The sequence below is a fragment of the Bradyrhizobium sp. CB3481 genome (genome assembly GCF_029714305.1).
Taxonomy (GTDB): domain Bacteria; phylum Pseudomonadota; class Alphaproteobacteria; order Rhizobiales; family Xanthobacteraceae; genus Bradyrhizobium.
In genome coordinates this window covers 4617669-4631578 of record NZ_CP121647.1, presented here as the reverse complement: position 1 = coordinate 4631578, position 13910 = coordinate 4617669, and the positions used below count along the sequence as shown (strand labels likewise).

Below are 13910 nucleotides of genomic sequence, written 5' to 3'. Positions count from 1 at the left end.
AAGCACTATTTCGGGCTTTCCAGCTCACGCGACGTCAACCAGCGCTCGATAGCGGCTGCGGACTCGGTCGAGACCGCCGCCGTCATCAGGCGGTCGCGTTCGCGTCCTGGCGGCAACGCCTCCGCCTTCTCGCGGGCGCGAAATGCAAGTTGCTTGAGACGCTCTTGAAGGGGAAGTGCGGGGCGGCTTCGGTTTCGCTTCTTTTTCATGGCTCGGTGTTCCTTTCCAACCGCGAGCCTTTCATGTTCTGGCGACAGCATCCTTAACCTTTGTTGGAACCGCTGTCGGACCGTGTTCGTTTTCTGCTCGAAGGCAGCACGTCATTTCGTAAGGAGGCAGGCCCGTGGATCGGGAAACGGTGTTGGCGAGCTTATTGCGGCGGCTCAATACCGTCTCGAAACTCGAACCAGGGGACGTTGACGCTATCCGTTCGCTCCCGGTCGCAGTTCGTCACTGGGAAGGCGGAAGAGCGATCGTATCGGAGGGCGAGCGTCCGAAGGAATGCTGCCTGATCATCGAAGGCTTTTGCATCCGCTCAAAGACGACCGTGCGGGGCGGGCGGCAGATCCTCTCAATTCATATTCCCGGTGAAGTGCCGGATCTGCAGAGCCTGCACCTGCACCAGATGGATCATGATCTCATCACGTTGGCGCCGTCGACGCTCGGTTTCATCAGCCATGCATCGTTGCGTGCCCTGACATATGCGCAGCCGAGCGTGACGGAGGCGCTGTGGCGCGACACCTTGATCGATGCCGCGATATTCCGGGAATGGATCGTCAATGTCGGGCAGCGGCCGGCGCCCGCCCGGCTGGTCCACGTCCTCCTCGAGCTTCGTCAGCGTCTTTCCATCGTCTCGGCGAGCCCTGAGGCCGCCGATTTCGAATTTCCGCTCACCCAGGAGCAGATCGGCGAGGCGCTGGGGATCACCCCCGTGCATGCAAACCGCATCATCAAGCAACTGCGTCAGGACGGCATCGTCGATGTCAGCAGGGGGCGCGCCCGCGTGCTCGACGAAACCAAGTTGACGGAGCTTGCGCAGTTTGACGACCGCTACCTTCACCAGGAGCCGTCCGTGTGAGGCTCCCGGTCATGCGCAATGTTCAGGCAGCGCCGCAACGCGTGCCGCGAATGGCGATTTTGTTCATGCGGCAGGAACAATTCGAGTTCGGGAAAATTGTGCAATATGTGTCAGGGATAGACACGTAAAACTCGAGCGGCTGCCGATGTCGTCGCCCAACGCGGCGCATTGGCAACCGCTTCCTTTTCACCGCCATCGTCATGAAGGATTTTGCCAACGCGTCGTTTCCGCCCGAGGTGATCTCGGTGATGGAGCAGGCGCTTGAGGCGACCATCGCCTCGCTGCCCGAGCCCGTCAGCGCCCATCATGTCCAATTCATCGCCGAGGCGATCCTGCGCGGCGCCCATAGCGGAGAGCGGGATCCGCTGATCCTGCAGCGGCTCGCATTGCTGGAATTGCAGCTTCTTTCGAGGTAGGAGGGCGGCGTCCTGATCGCGCTTGCGCGATCACTTCTTGCGCGCGCCGGCGGTCCGCTTCGATGTATTCAGCGCCACCGCCTCGCGAATGAGCGCCTTCAGCGCCTTTTCATTGATCTTGTCGCCCTCGTGGATATCGATCGCGCGGCGGGTATTGCCCTCCAGGCTGGAGTTGAACAGCCCTGACGGGTCCGCCAGCGAGGCGCCCTTGGCGAACGTCATCTTCACGACGGCCTTGTAGGTCTCGCCGGTGCAGATGATGCCGTCGTGCTCCCACACCGGAACGCCGCGCCACTTCCACTCCTCGACCACCTTAGGATCGGCCTGCTTGATGATGCCCCGGATGCGCGCGAGCGTCTCGCCGCGCCAGTCGGCCAATTCCTCGATCCTCGCATCGATATGTTCGGAGGGAGAGCCTGCGCCCTTGGCTTCCTTGGGGCTGCTCTTCTTCATGCCGGCTTTCTTCATGGCTAAAGTCGTTCCATTTACAATCGTTCGCCAGGCAATCGGCTGGCTTGCTGCACCCAGTTGACGAACTGAGCCTCGTTGAGAGCGCCCTCATGGATGTCGAGATAGCGCACTCCCTTCTGTTTGGATTCGCCCGAAGGAATAGGACGCAGCGACGTGCCGCGGAAGAACGTCACTTTGACGTACTTCGCAAAGCAATGATAGCTGAGGAACCAGCCGTCCTGATCCGGCGCGCCATAGAACGGCGAATTCCATTTCACCGCCTTGCGCACGCCGGGGACGGTATGCACGACGAGGGCATCGAGTTGCTGGCCGATGTCGCGCTTCCAGCCCGGCATCGCGGCGATGTAGGCCTGCACGGGTGCGTCGCCGTCCCCCTTGGCGATCTGGGGATTGCCGCCTGAGAGGAGCGTCGGCTTCGCAGCGCCCCGCTTCGCGGCGGCTTTCTTTGCGACTTTCGCCGACGTCTTCTTGGCCATTGCGATTCGCTCCTATCCGGCCGCGCCTCGCCCGCCACGTAACTTGGTGGCATACGGCAGCACGAACATGTACAGACCCGTGAACAGGAGCAAAAACAGCGGGAGCAGTGGCGAGTAAACGACCAAGGCCGGAGGTTCCCCCAATCCCATGGCGACGAAGTTGGCGATGACGGTCGCCGTAAAGGCGATCGACAGCCAGCGGTGGATTTGCCTGATACAATTGTTCCAGTTCAACAGTGCCTCCCTCGAAGGTGAGCCGCAGCATGGCGCAGCGGTTCAGTCCGCCCGCGCCACGAGTTCTTCCAGCTTTTCGAAGAACTGCTTCCAGCCAGCATGCGCGCCGCCATAGGCCTGCTTCTGATCCGGCCGGAAGCCGGTCTGCTCCATGCGCAGCAGGGTGCCCGTGCGCGTCGCCGTCAGCGTGAACGTCACCACGCTCTGCAGCGCGAAGGCCGGATCGTGATGGTTGAAATTCCAGGAATAGGATAGCGCCTTGTTCGGCTCGATGGCGAGAACCTCGCAGTCCAGCACGCCACCCCATTCGCCGCGCAGGTTGAAGCGGTGGCCAACCGTGGGCTTGAAGTCGTTCTTCATCAGCCATTCCTCCATCAGATGCGGCTGCGTCAGCGCGCGCCAGAGCTTCTCCGGCGGATGCGGCATCTCGCGTTCGACGACGACGGTTCGTGTTTCGGTCGCGGTATTGGTCATTGGTCCATCCGTTTGAGGAGATCTTCGATACTGTCGAAACGCTTCTCCCAGAAGCCGTGCATCTGGCTTGCCCAGTCGATCAGCGGGGCGAGGGCGCCGGCTTGCGCGCTGTAATGCGTCTGCCGGCCTTTGTGACGGTCGTGCACCAGCCCGGCCTGTTTGAGGACGCCGAGATGCTTCGAGACCGCCGGTTGCGAAATGCCGGCGCGGGCAGTTAGCGCCCCGACGGTCTGCTCACCCTCACGGCACAGGCGCTCGAAGATCGCCCGCCGCGTGGGGTCGGCGAGGGTTTTGAAAAGCACATCATGAGCGTTCGACATCGGCAATCGATAACCTGTGGGTTATGGATTGACGTATAGCTGGATGGTTATGGATTGGCAAGCAAAAATGCAGCCGCCTGCGTTGGCGTGAATGGGCTGTGAGCGTATGTCCGATGTCTTCGATCGCCGGGAGAAGGAGCCTATGGGGGACATCAGTCGCCAAGCCCATTGGGAGAATGTCTACACGACGAAACGCGAGGACGAGGTGAGCTGGTTTCAGCAAAGCCCGACGCCTTCGCTCGACCTGATCATGCAGGCGGAGCCGACATTGTCATCAGCCATCATCGATATCGGCGGCGGCGCCTCGCGATTGGTCGATAATCTTCTCGAACGCGGGTTTGAAGATATCACGGTGCTTGATCTGTCGGCCGCCGCGCTTGCTGCCGACAAGGTTCGCCTTGGTATCCGCGCCGAGCGGGTCAACTGGATCGTCGCTGACGTCACGAGTTGGCAGCCGGCGAGGGCCTACGAGATCTGGCACGACCGTGCCGCATTCCACTTTCTCACCGACGCCAGCGACCGCGCGGCCTACATCGCCCGTCTCGAGCGCGGGCTGAAGATCGGCGGACACGCCATCATCGCCACTTTCGCACCCGACGGTCCCGAAAAATGCAGCGGCCTGCCGGTCGCGCGCTACGACAGCGCGGGCCTGGCGCGGACGCTTGGCGCCGCGTTCAAGCTCATCCACACGCAGCGGCACGAGCATGCGACGCCATGGGGTGCGCGGCAGGCGTTTCAGTTCAGCATCTTCCGGCGCGAGAGCTGATCTGGCTTGCGAGCGCCCTAATGCGCCATGCCGCGGGCGACCTCGTAGCAGGCCTCCATGCAGCGGCGGCAGCTTTCCGCGCAGATGCGGCAGTGCTCGTGCATGGCGGCGTGCTTCTGGCACTCCTCCGCGCAAAGTTTGCAAGCGGCGGCGCAGACGCTGAGCATGCGACGCATCACCTCGTCATCGGAGCCGGTGCGGCGGGTCATGATGCGGCCGGTGATGTTGCAAATGTCGGCGCAATCGAGATCGAGGCGGATGCACTGGGTTAGTTCCTGCACCATGCGCTCCGACAGGCAGGCGTCGGCGCAGGACGTGCAGGTCTGGGCGCAGGAGTAGCATTCCTCGATGCAGCGGATGAGGGCGTCGTTGACCTGGCCCTGGACGGCCGGATGGGTGCCGATCATTTCGCGGGCGTGCATGGCGGGGCTCCTTGGCTGGAGGCCGCGGACAGGGCGGCCGCTAAGTCAAGCCGCGGGAAACGAAATTGTTCTGGTCCTTTGGTCAGAATGGATGGCGCGAGCTTGGATCAGGACTGATTGATCCACCGCAATGTGAGGTACCAGAGGCGGATTATGTTAACGAAGCCCGCGATTTCGTGATGGAACCTTACTTCCCATCGCGGGGCGAATTGTGCGAAAAGCGACCTGTGAAACGCTCGATCCACCTTTGCCGGCTGCTCGCGGTCTTCTTGATCGCAGGCCTCGTGTTTGCCCCGCTTACGGCGCGGGCGAATGTGGATTCGATGGCCTCGGTGGCGATGGCGGCGACGGCCGACGACGCGGCATCCATGTCCGCGGACATGCCGTGCTGTCCGGACAAATCAGTGCCTGTCGGCTGCGACCAGTGCCCGCTGATGGCGCTCTGCGTATCGCCGACGTTGCAGGCGCCGCCGGTGGCCAGTGTTGCCGAGCGCCGCCCGGTCATTCTGCAAAGGTTGCGTCCGGGTAGCGATCCGGAGGCGGAAAGCCTCGGCTATTCACCCCCTCCCAGACCTCCCCGATCTCTGGACGTTTTGGCCTAACGCCAAAGCGCGCGGCGCTTCACAGCGTCCGCTCCGTGCTGCCACGGCAGTCAACCAGAGATCGAGGTTCTCACCATGACGTTAATTCAGTTTTCGCGCAGCCTGCGGGCCGCGCTGATCGGTGCTGCCCTGATGTGCGGCCCAACCGTCGCCTTGGCGGATATCAGGAACTATGAGTTCAAGCTCATCGAACCGACCGTCAGGACCGGTCCCGACAAGATCATTTCCGTGAAGCTGGTCGAGAGGATCACCGGCAAGCCGGTTCCTGACGCGGTGATCTTCGCCACGCGCCTGGATATGGCTCCGGATGGAATGCAGGAGATGGCTACCAAGCTCACTCCAGTGCCAGCAACGGAACCGGGCACCTACAGTTTCAAGGCCAATTTCAGCATGGCGGGCCGGTGGCAATTGTCGCTCGGGGCAAAAGTGCAGGGTGAAACCGGCACGGTCGAAAACAAGCTCGTTATTCAGGCCGACAAATGAAACGGTCAGCCCTGATCGTCATCGTGACCGCCGGCATTGCGGCGGCGGTCGGCGGAATTGTCGCGCGACCATTCCTTCTGTTGGGCGGAGAGCGGAGACAAGCCCACGTCGTGGCGCAAGCCCAACCGGTTGCCGCGATCTACTATCAGGATCCCGACAGCAAGCCATTCTATTCGCTGACGCCGAAGAAGATGCCTGATGGCCGCGACTACCGTGCTGTCCCCCCGGGCGCCGACGTCAGTTTTGACGATCCGCCGCAGGAAAGCGCGGCGGCTGCGCCGTCCGCCGAGCGCAAGATCAAGTACTACCGTAATCCGATGGGGCTGCCGGATGTTTCTCCGACTCCCAAGAAAGATACGATGGGAATGGATTACATCCCCGTCTACGAGGGCGAAGACAGCGACGACGGATCGGTCAAGCTCTCGCCCGGAAAGATCCAGCGCACCGGCGTCAAATCGGAGCCGGCGGCCCGGCGTCCGATCCGGACTGTTGTGCGGGCGCCGGGCGCGATTCAACTCGACGAGCGCCGAGTCTCCGTCATCGCGATGCGTGCGGAAACCTACCTGCAATCGGTCGCCGACGTTACGACCGGCACCTTCGTCAAGAAGGGGCAGCCTTTGATGCAGGTCTACAGCCCCGCAGTTTCCAGTGCGGCCGCCGAATATGTGACGACGTTGACGTCCAAGACCACGGCGGGCGAGCCCTCCTACGGACGTGGCTCGCGGCAGCGGTTGATGAATCTCGACGTGCCCGACGCGGTGATCAGCGCGATTGAACGGACGCGGATTGTTCCGGTGACGGTCGAGTGGTCGGCCCCGCGCGATGGCATCGTGCTGGAACGCAACGCGGTTCAGGGCATGCGAGCCCAACCAGGCGACGTGCTTTTCCGCGTCGCCGACACCTCGCTTGTTTGGGCGATGATCGACGTGGCCGAGCGCGACCTCGGCTTGCTTGCCGCCGGGCAGCCCGTGACCGTTCGGGCGCGCAGTTTCCCTTCGCGCGACTTCTCCGGAAAAATTGCGGTCGTCTATCCCCAGGTCAATCGCGAGACGCGGACAGCCCGCGTTCGAGTCGAGCTCGCCAATCCGGACCTTGCGCTGCTGCCTGATATGTATGTCGACGCCGATATCGATATCGGCGGCTCGCAATCCGTTTTGACGGTTCCTGACAGCTCCGTGCTCGATGCAGGCTCTCGCCAGGTCGTTCTGGTCGACAAGGGCGAGGGTCGGTTCGAGCCTCGCGACGTCACGATCGGCCGCCGGGGAGGTGGACTAATCGAAATCCGCAGCGGACTGCAAGACGGCGATCCCGTCGTCGTTTCCGCCAATTTTCTGATCGATGCGGAGAGTAATCTGAAGGCGGCTCTCAAGGGCTTTGCCGAGGGAGCGCAGCAATGATCGCCCGCCTGATTGCGTGGTCGGCCCGTAACCTGTTGCTGGTGCTGTTCGGCACCGGCTTCGCTGCCGCGGCCGGCCTCTATGCACTCATCCATCTGCCGCTCGACGCCATCCCGGACCTCTCAGACACGCAGGTGATCGTCTACACCGAGTATCCCGGTCAGGCGCCGCAGGTCATCGAGGATCAGGTCACCTATCCGCTGACGACGGCAATGCTGACGGTGCCGAAGTCGAAAGTGGTTCGCGGCTTCTCGTTCTTCGGTGTCTCGTTCGTCTACGTGATCTTCGAGGACGGCACCGACATCTATTGGGCGCGCTCGCGGGTGCTCGAATTCCTGAACGCCGCGACCTCGCGCATTCCCGCCGGCGTGACGCCGACCATCGGTCCCGATGCGACCGGCGTCGGCTGGGTTTACCAGTACGCCATCATCTCGAAGGAGCTGAACCTTTCCGACACGCGCACGATCCAGGACTGGAATCTGAAGTTCGCGCTTGCCAAGGCCGAAGGTGTCGCCGAAGTGGCGAGCGTCGGCGGCTTCGTCAAACAGTACAACGTGATCCTCGATCCGCAGCGCATGCGCGATCTCGGCATCACCATGCAGAAGATGCGCGAGGCGATCCGCGCCAGCAATGCCGATGTCGGCGGCCGCACTGTCGAACTGTCCGAATTCGAGTATGTGATCCGCGGCAAGGGCTATCTGAAGGGGATCAACGACCTCGGCAACGTCGTGCTGAAGGTCAACACCGGCACGCCCGTGCTGCTACGCGACGTCGCCCGGGTCGAGCTTGGCCCAGACGAGCGGCGCGGCATCACCGAGCTGAACGGGGAGGGCGAGGTGGCCAGCGGCATCGTGCTGCAACGCTTTGGCGTCAATGCGCTCGATGTGATCCAGAACGTCAAGAAGCGTTTTGTGGAAATCGCCAGCAGCCTGCCGAAATCGGTCGAGATCGTGCCGGTTTACGACCGCTCGAACCTGATCTATGCGGCCATCGATACGCTAAAGCATACCTTGTTTGAGGAAAGTGTCGTCGTTGCGCTGGTCTGCATCGTATTCCTGCTGCACTTCCGCAGTGCGCTGGTTGCGATTCTAATGCTGCCGGTCGGCATCTTGATGGCTTTCGGCGCGATGAAGCTGCTCAACATCGGCTCCAACATCATGAGCCTCGGCGGTATCGCGATTGCAATCGGCGCCATGGTGGACGCCGCGATCGTCATGATCGAGAATGCGCACAAGCATCTGGAGCGCGCCGAGCCGGGGCGGTCCCGCGTGCAGATCCTGATCGATGCCGCCTCTGAAGTCGGGCCGGCGCTGTTCTTCAGCCTATTGATCATCACCGTGTCGTTCATCCCGATTTTCACGCTGGAGTCGCAGGAAGGACGGCTGTTCAGTCCACTGGCCTTCACAAAGACCTTCGCCATGGCGGCTGCGGCGCTGCTTTCGGTGACACTGGTGCCGGCACTGATGGTGGTCTTTGTCCGCGGCAGAATCGTTCCCGAGCACAAGAACCCGATCAACCGTTTCCTGATCTGGATCTACCGTCCTGTCATCAAGAGCGTCTTGCGCGCCAAAACGTTGGTCGTCCTGCTTGCACTCGGAATTCTGGCCGTGAGCGTCTGGCCTGCCCGCCAGCTCGGCACCGAGTTCATGCCGAACCTGAACGAGGGCACGCTGCTTTACATGCCGACGACATTGCCGGGCATCTCGATCACCAAATCCGCCGAACTGATGCAGACCCAGGATCGGATCATCCGGTCGTTTCCGGAAGTCGCCTCCGTGTACGGCAAGGCAGGCCGCGCCGCGACCGCAACCGACCCAGCGCCATCGGAAATGTACGAGACCGTCGTCAACCTCAAACCGAAGCAGGAGTGGCGACCTGGCATGACGATCGACAGCCTGATTGCGGAAATGGATAAGGCGCTGCAATTTCCTGGCGTCTCCAACGCCTGGACCATGCCGATCAAGGCGCGCATCGACATGCTGTCGACCGGAATCCGCACCCCGATCGGGGTCAAGGTGATCGGTACGGATCTGGTCGAGATCGACAAGCTCGCCAAGCAGATAGAACAGGTCTTGAAAGCGGTGCCCGGCACCTCATCGGCCTACGCCGAGCGCGGCATCGGCGGCTACTATCTGGAGATCGCGCCGGACCGCGACGCGATGGCGCGCTACGGCATCATGGTCCAGGACGTCCAGGACACCATCGCAACGGCGCTGGGCGGGCAGACGGTCACGACGACGGTCGAGGGACGCCAGCGGTTCACCGTCAATATGCGCTATCCACGCGATCTCCGCGACAATCCGAAGGCGATTGCAAGCGACGTGCTGGTGCCGATGCCGGCCGGCGGCGCCGTCCCGCTCGGCGAGGTCGCCAAGGTGGCACCTGCAAGGGGGGCGACCTCAATCCGCACCGAGAACGGCCAATTGGCGACCTACATCTACGTCGACATCCGCGACCGCGATCTCGGCGGCTATGTCGCCGACGCCCAGCGCGCCGTGCAGGCCAGCATCCAGTTTCCGCCCGGCTATTACGTGATGTGGAGCGGCCAGTACGAATATCTCGAGCGCGCCACCGCAAGGCTCAAAATCGTCGTCCCCGCAACACTGCTCATCATCTTCCTGCTGCTCTATCTCAACTTCCGGTCCATCACCGAGACGATGATCGTGATGCTGTCGTTGCCGTTTGCGCTGGTCGGCGGGTTCTGGCTGATGTGGTGGCTCGGCTTCAATCTTTCCGTGGCGGTCGCGGTCGGCTTCATCGCGCTGGCCGGCGTAGCCGCCGAGACCGGCGTCGTGATGCTGATCTACCTGAACCAGGCGCTTGCCGAAATCAGCGCCCGCCGGCAGGTCGAGAAGCGACCGCTGACGAAGCGTGATCTCTACGACGCCATCATGGAAGGCGCGGTGGAGCGGGTGTGGCCGAAGATGATGACGGTGGTGGCCATTATGGCCGGGCTGCTCCCGATCATGTGGAGCAGCGGCACCGGCTCGGAGATCATGCAGCGCATCGCGGTGCCGATGATCGGTGGCATGATTTCATCGACCTTGCTGACGCTGATCGTGATCCCGGCGATTTTCGGCCTGGTGAAGGGTTTTGGGCTGAAGACCGACGACGATTCCGCGGCTGGGCCTCCGCATTCCACGCCGTCGTCCAGCCCACAGAAGAGGCCGATTCTAGAGCCAGCCCAATGATCCGGTGAGAAGTACGAGATTTTATTGGAGTCGATGCCGAAACGAGGAGGTTGGCGATGAACAGACTCTTTGTCATCGCGCTTTCGATGCTCGCATTGTTGTCTCCTGCCGTTGCCGGGTCGGGCGACACTGCGCGGGGCCAGCGGAATTTCCGCATCTGTGCGCCATGCCATTCGCTTGAGCCGGACCACAACATGACCGGGCCGAGCCTTGCCGGTCTGTGGGAACGGAAGGCCGGATCGTTGCCGAGTTTCGAACGCTACTCCGATGCTCTCAAATCGTCCGGCATCGTCTGGGACGACCGTTCGCTGGACGCCTGGTTGGCCGATCCCGATCGCATGGTGCCGGACAATGAAATGCCATTTAACGGCATCAAGGACCCGCAGCACCGCGCAGATCTGCTCGCCTTTCTGAAGGAAGCAACAAAGCCGGGAGGCGCGCCGCAAATGAGTGCTCAAGGGCCGATGGGAGGCATGGGCGGGATGATGGGCGGCGGCCGCGTTCCCAATTTGAAAAGCCCGGAGTCGAACATGCAGGTCAAGACGATCACCTACTGTCGCGATACCTATCGGGTGACCACGGCCGATGGCAAGACGCGCGCCTTTTGGGAGCGCAATCTGCGCCTGAAGACCGATTCCGGAAAAGATGGTCCGCAAAGCGGCGCACCAGCTCTCGTGCCCGCGGGGATGATGGATGACCGAGCCGACGTGATTTTTGCCGCGCCGGAAGAGGTCAGCAAAATGATCGATGCGCGATGCTGAGAAGGGCTGGCATTGGCCGTCGAGGGGAGCCACATACGATGCTCCGGGCAACCGTGGGTGTGTATCGATGGCATTCTATAGTGACATCATCCTGCCGAGACTCTGCGATCTCGCGATGCGAAACAAGCAATTGCAGCCGTATCGCGAGCGGGTGATCGGTGCGGCCGAAGGTCGCGTGCTCGAGATCGGGATCGGCTCTGGCCGGAACTTGCCCTTTTATCGTTCGCCGGTAACGGAGCTGCTGGCGCTGGAGCCATCTCCTCAGCTCACGGCGATGGCCCGTAACGCACCGCATCCGGGTGCCCCGGTCAACTTCATCGAAGCTTCGGCAGAGGCAATTCCGCTCGATGACCGAAGCATTGATACCGTCGTGACGACCTGGACCTTGTGCAGCATTCCGGATGCCGCCATGGCGCTCACCGAAATGCGCCGGGTGCTTCAGCCGGGCGGCAAGCTCCTGTTCGTGGAGCACGGCATGGCGCCGGACAGGAATGTGAGGCGATGGCAGGACTGGCTGACGCCAGCCTGGAAGCGCATCAGCGGCGGCTGTCACCTCAATCGACCCATTAGTGCGATGATCGAAGGTGCGGGCTTCCGGATTGACCGGGTGGAGACCGGCTATATGCCCGGACCGAAGGCGATGACCTTCATGTACGAAGGCAGCGCCCGGCCAAACTAGCTAACCAGGCTAAGCCGCCCGCACCTGACTGAGAAATGCGTCGACCTGCTCGCGCAGTTGCTGCGATTGCTGCGACAGGTTGCCGGCGGCGGTCTCGACCTGGCTTGCGGCGGTGCCGGTGGCTGCCGCGCCCTGCGTGACGCCGCCGACATTGGCGGAGACTTCCTGGGTGCCGGCTGCGGCTTGCTGGACATTGCGTGCAATCTCCTGGGTCGCCGCGCCCTGCTGCTCGACCGCAGAGGCAATGGTGGTTGCGATCTCGCTGATTTCACCGATCGTCTTGCTGATCGCTTCGATCGAAATGACCGATTTCTGCGTGGCGCCCTGGATCGCCGAGATCTGCGAGGCGATTTCCTCGGTGGCCTTCGACGTCTGCTCGGCGAGGCTCTTCACCTCCGCGGCGACGACGGCAAAGCCCCGGCCGCTGTCGCCGGCCCGCGCCGCTTCGATGGTGGCATTGAGCGCCAGCAGATTGGTCTGCGAAGCGATGTTGTTGATCAGCTTGATGATGTCGCCGATCCGCTGCGCCATCGCCGCAAGGCCCTGGATCTCCGCGTTGGTCCCTTGCGCTTCCTGCACGGCCTTTGCCGCGATGGCCGCCGACTGGGCAACCTGCCGGCTGATCTCGGTAACGGAAGCGGACAGTTCCTCGGTGGCGGTCGCCACAGTCTGAACGTTGCTCGAGGTTTCCTGCGCACCGGAGGCCACGGCCGATGCCTTGCTGGTGTTTTCGGTTGCGACAGCGGCCATCCGTTCGGCGGTGGCGCGCATCTCCACGATCGACGCGGCAACCGCATCGAGCACGCTAGTGGCATTGCGATCGAAGCCCTGCGTCAGCGTCTCCATTACCTGCTGGCGATGCTCTTTCTTCTGCTGTTCCGCCTGCTGTTCGGCGGCCAGTGCGTTCGCCCTGATGGCGTTGTCGCGGAAGACCGCGACGGAGCGCGCCATCTCGCCAATCTCGTCCGCCCGTGCGAGCGCTGGAACGTCGATCGACATGTCGCCGCCGGCAAGACGCCGCATGGCCGTCGTCATGGCGGTGACAGGGCGGATCACGCGCCGCGACAGGATCCATATCGATGCCGCGCTGACGGCGATGCCGAGCAAGGTGACAAGTGTGACCAGAATGAGCTGGGTGCGCGCCGCGGAGGCCTTGGCGGCTGCGTGGACATTGGTGACCTCGACCGCGGCATCCTTGATGTGGACGATGGATTCGAGCGCCGGATTTGACACATCGTACCATTGCTGGACCGTCATCGGATAGCTCGCGCCGGCCATGCCTGCCTTGTAGACCGTATCGGTTTGCGCCTTGAAACTGCCGAGGAAGTTCTGCTCGGCAGTGGCGGCCGCAGCGACCAGCGGCGGCGTCGCACCGGCGGTGAGATCGCGGATCGCCTGCCAGTTCGACTGCACATGGCCGCGCCAGCCTGCGATGTCGCGCTGTTGCTCGCCCGATAGTGCGCGGCTCGCCGAGATGTTGCCGGCATGAACGGCGCGCTCTCGGCCGGCATATTCGCGCATCAAAAAGGCGCTCTGCTTGACCATCGTAAGCTCGCCGACGATGGCATCTTCCTTGCTGATCTCGCGCGAGGCGACGGTCCAGAGCGATTGAATCCGGGTCAGAAAGTCCGAGACGGTCGGATACCAGGACTTCAGCAGTTCGGCATCGCGCTGCTCCTTGGCAGACTGAAGGGCGGAATCCGCGCTGCGGCGAAGCTGCTTGACGCGCTCATAGGCCTGCTGGACTTCGACAATCAGCTTCTTGCCCTCGGGCGTCGCGCTGGCAGCGATCTGCTGGAGTGCCGGGGCCAGCGCAGCGTCGCCCTGCGAACGGCGCTTCTGGATCAATTCGCGCGTTTCACCAGTCGCGGCGGCTGGGGCCTGAAGAGCGGTGTTGGTCTGCCCGCGTTCGAGCTGAATGCTTTCCAATCCCTTGAGCAGGTGATCGGCGTTGGCGTTCACCTCGGCGACGCGGACAGCCACGGCATGGCTCTGCCATGCATCCTTTCCGGCAATGGCGCAGGAGATCAGCACGAGTGCCGCGAGCACCGCGACGATGATGGCGAGGGTGGTCTTGACGGTGACGCCCGAAAGGGCTTCGTGCTTCGAACGCATGGGAAACCTTCCGGTGGGGGCCCCT

General features: G+C 62.6%; 17 protein-coding genes. 9 read left to right on the top strand and 8 right to left on the bottom strand.

The window, feature by feature from the left end:
• Window positions 1-5: 5 nt before the first annotated feature.
• The gene (locus QA643_RS22560) at window positions 6-209 is read right to left on the bottom strand and encodes a hypothetical protein (RefSeq protein ID WP_283028093.1); all 204 of its coding nucleotides are present in this window, start codon (window positions 207-209) and stop codon (window positions 6-8) included.
• 134 nt (window positions 210-343) lie between these two features.
• On the opposite strand from QA643_RS22560, the gene QA643_RS22555 reads away from it, so the two are divergent.
• Both QA643_RS22555 and QA643_RS22550 read left to right on the top strand, forming a co-directional pair.
• Window positions 344-1078 (top strand): Crp/Fnr family transcriptional regulator, encoded by a 735-nt coding sequence (locus tag QA643_RS22555; protein WP_283028092.1) that lies wholly within the window; start codon window positions 344-346, stop codon window positions 1076-1078.
• Window positions 1079-1278: 200 nt separating this feature from the next.
• On the top strand, window positions 1279-1494 hold the full coding sequence (locus QA643_RS22550; RefSeq protein WP_283028091.1) for a hypothetical protein: 216 nt from the start codon (window positions 1279-1281) through the stop codon (window positions 1492-1494).
• 30 nt (window positions 1495-1524) lie between these two features.
• On the opposite strand, the gene QA643_RS22545 is transcribed toward QA643_RS22550, so the two are convergent.
• The 5 genes from QA643_RS22545 to QA643_RS22525 are packed head-to-tail and all read right to left on the bottom strand — an operon-like array spanning window position 1525 to window position 3469.
• Window positions 1525-1962 carry a DUF1801 domain-containing protein gene (locus QA643_RS22545; protein WP_283028090.1) on the bottom strand — a complete coding sequence of 146 codons (438 nt, stop codon included), beginning with the start codon at window positions 1960-1962 and terminating at the stop codon, window positions 1525-1527.
• A gap of 17 nt (window positions 1963-1979) precedes the next feature.
• Window positions 1980-2441: a DUF1801 domain-containing protein gene (locus tag QA643_RS22540; protein WP_283028089.1), complete on the bottom strand. Its 462-nt coding sequence runs from the start codon at window positions 2439-2441 to the stop codon at window positions 1980-1982.
• Between the two features lie 12 nt (window positions 2442-2453).
• Complete coding sequence (locus QA643_RS22535; RefSeq protein ID WP_283028088.1) at window positions 2454-2675, bottom strand: hypothetical protein; 222 nt, start codon at window positions 2673-2675, stop codon at window positions 2454-2456.
• Between the two features lie 42 nt (window positions 2676-2717).
• A complete protein-coding gene (locus tag QA643_RS22530; protein WP_283028087.1) occupies window positions 2718-3149 on the bottom strand; it encodes an SRPBCC domain-containing protein in 432 nt (143 codons plus the stop codon).
• A complete protein-coding gene (locus tag QA643_RS22525) occupies window positions 3146-3469 on the bottom strand; it encodes a metalloregulator ArsR/SmtB family transcription factor (RefSeq protein ID WP_283034891.1) in 324 nt (107 codons plus the stop codon). The genes QA643_RS22530 and QA643_RS22525 overlap by 4 nt, the downstream gene beginning before the upstream one ends.
• Window positions 3470-3611: 142 nt before the next feature.
• Here QA643_RS22525 and QA643_RS22520 point away from each other — a divergent pair, with 142 nt between their 5' ends.
• Window positions 3612-4235 carry a methyltransferase domain-containing protein gene (locus QA643_RS22520; RefSeq protein ID WP_283028086.1) on the top strand — a complete coding sequence of 208 codons (624 nt, stop codon included), beginning with the start codon at window positions 3612-3614 and terminating at the stop codon, window positions 4233-4235.
• 17 nt (window positions 4236-4252) lie between these two features.
• Here the strand turns inward: QA643_RS22520 and QA643_RS22515 are convergent, their stop codons facing one another.
• The gene (locus tag QA643_RS22515) at window positions 4253-4657 is read right to left on the bottom strand and encodes a four-helix bundle copper-binding protein (protein WP_283028085.1); all 405 of its coding nucleotides are present in this window, start codon (window positions 4655-4657) and stop codon (window positions 4253-4255) included.
• Window positions 4658-4722: 65 nt separating this feature from the next.
• Between QA643_RS22515 and QA643_RS22510 the strand changes: the two genes are divergently transcribed.
• The 6 genes from QA643_RS22510 (at window position 4723) to QA643_RS22485 (ending at window position 11770) form a co-directional block, all read left to right on the top strand.
• Window positions 4723-5259, top strand: coding sequence for a hypothetical protein (locus tag QA643_RS22510; protein WP_283028084.1), 537 nt, complete (start codon window positions 4723-4725; stop codon window positions 5257-5259).
• 75 nt (window positions 5260-5334) lie between these two features.
• Window positions 5335-5742, top strand: coding sequence for a FixH family protein (locus QA643_RS22505; protein WP_283028083.1), 408 nt, complete (start codon window positions 5335-5337; stop codon window positions 5740-5742).
• Entirely contained in the window at window positions 5739-7139 is a 1401-nt protein-coding gene (locus tag QA643_RS22500) for an efflux RND transporter periplasmic adaptor subunit (RefSeq protein WP_283028082.1), read from the top strand. The genes QA643_RS22505 and QA643_RS22500 overlap by 4 nt, the downstream gene beginning before the upstream one ends.
• Window positions 7136-10330, top strand: a complete 3195-nt coding sequence (locus QA643_RS22495; RefSeq protein ID WP_283028081.1) for a CusA/CzcA family heavy metal efflux RND transporter — start codon at window positions 7136-7138, stop codon at window positions 10328-10330. The genes QA643_RS22500 and QA643_RS22495 overlap by 4 nt, the downstream gene beginning before the upstream one ends.
• Before the next feature lie 56 nt (window positions 10331-10386).
• Window positions 10387-11091 carry a cytochrome c family protein gene (locus QA643_RS22490; protein ID WP_283034890.1) on the top strand — a complete coding sequence of 235 codons (705 nt, stop codon included), beginning with the start codon at window positions 10387-10389 and terminating at the stop codon, window positions 11089-11091.
• A 67-nt stretch (window positions 11092-11158) separates the two neighbouring features.
• Window positions 11159-11770 carry a class I SAM-dependent methyltransferase gene (locus QA643_RS22485; RefSeq protein WP_283034889.1) on the top strand — a complete coding sequence of 204 codons (612 nt, stop codon included), beginning with the start codon at window positions 11159-11161 and terminating at the stop codon, window positions 11768-11770.
• A gap of 9 nt (window positions 11771-11779) precedes the next feature.
• Here the strand turns inward: QA643_RS22485 and QA643_RS22480 are convergent, their stop codons facing one another.
• On the bottom strand, window positions 11780-13885 hold the full coding sequence (locus QA643_RS22480; RefSeq protein ID WP_283028080.1) for a HAMP domain-containing methyl-accepting chemotaxis protein: 2106 nt from the start codon (window positions 13883-13885) through the stop codon (window positions 11780-11782).
• Between the last annotated feature and the right edge of the window lie 25 nt (window positions 13886-13910).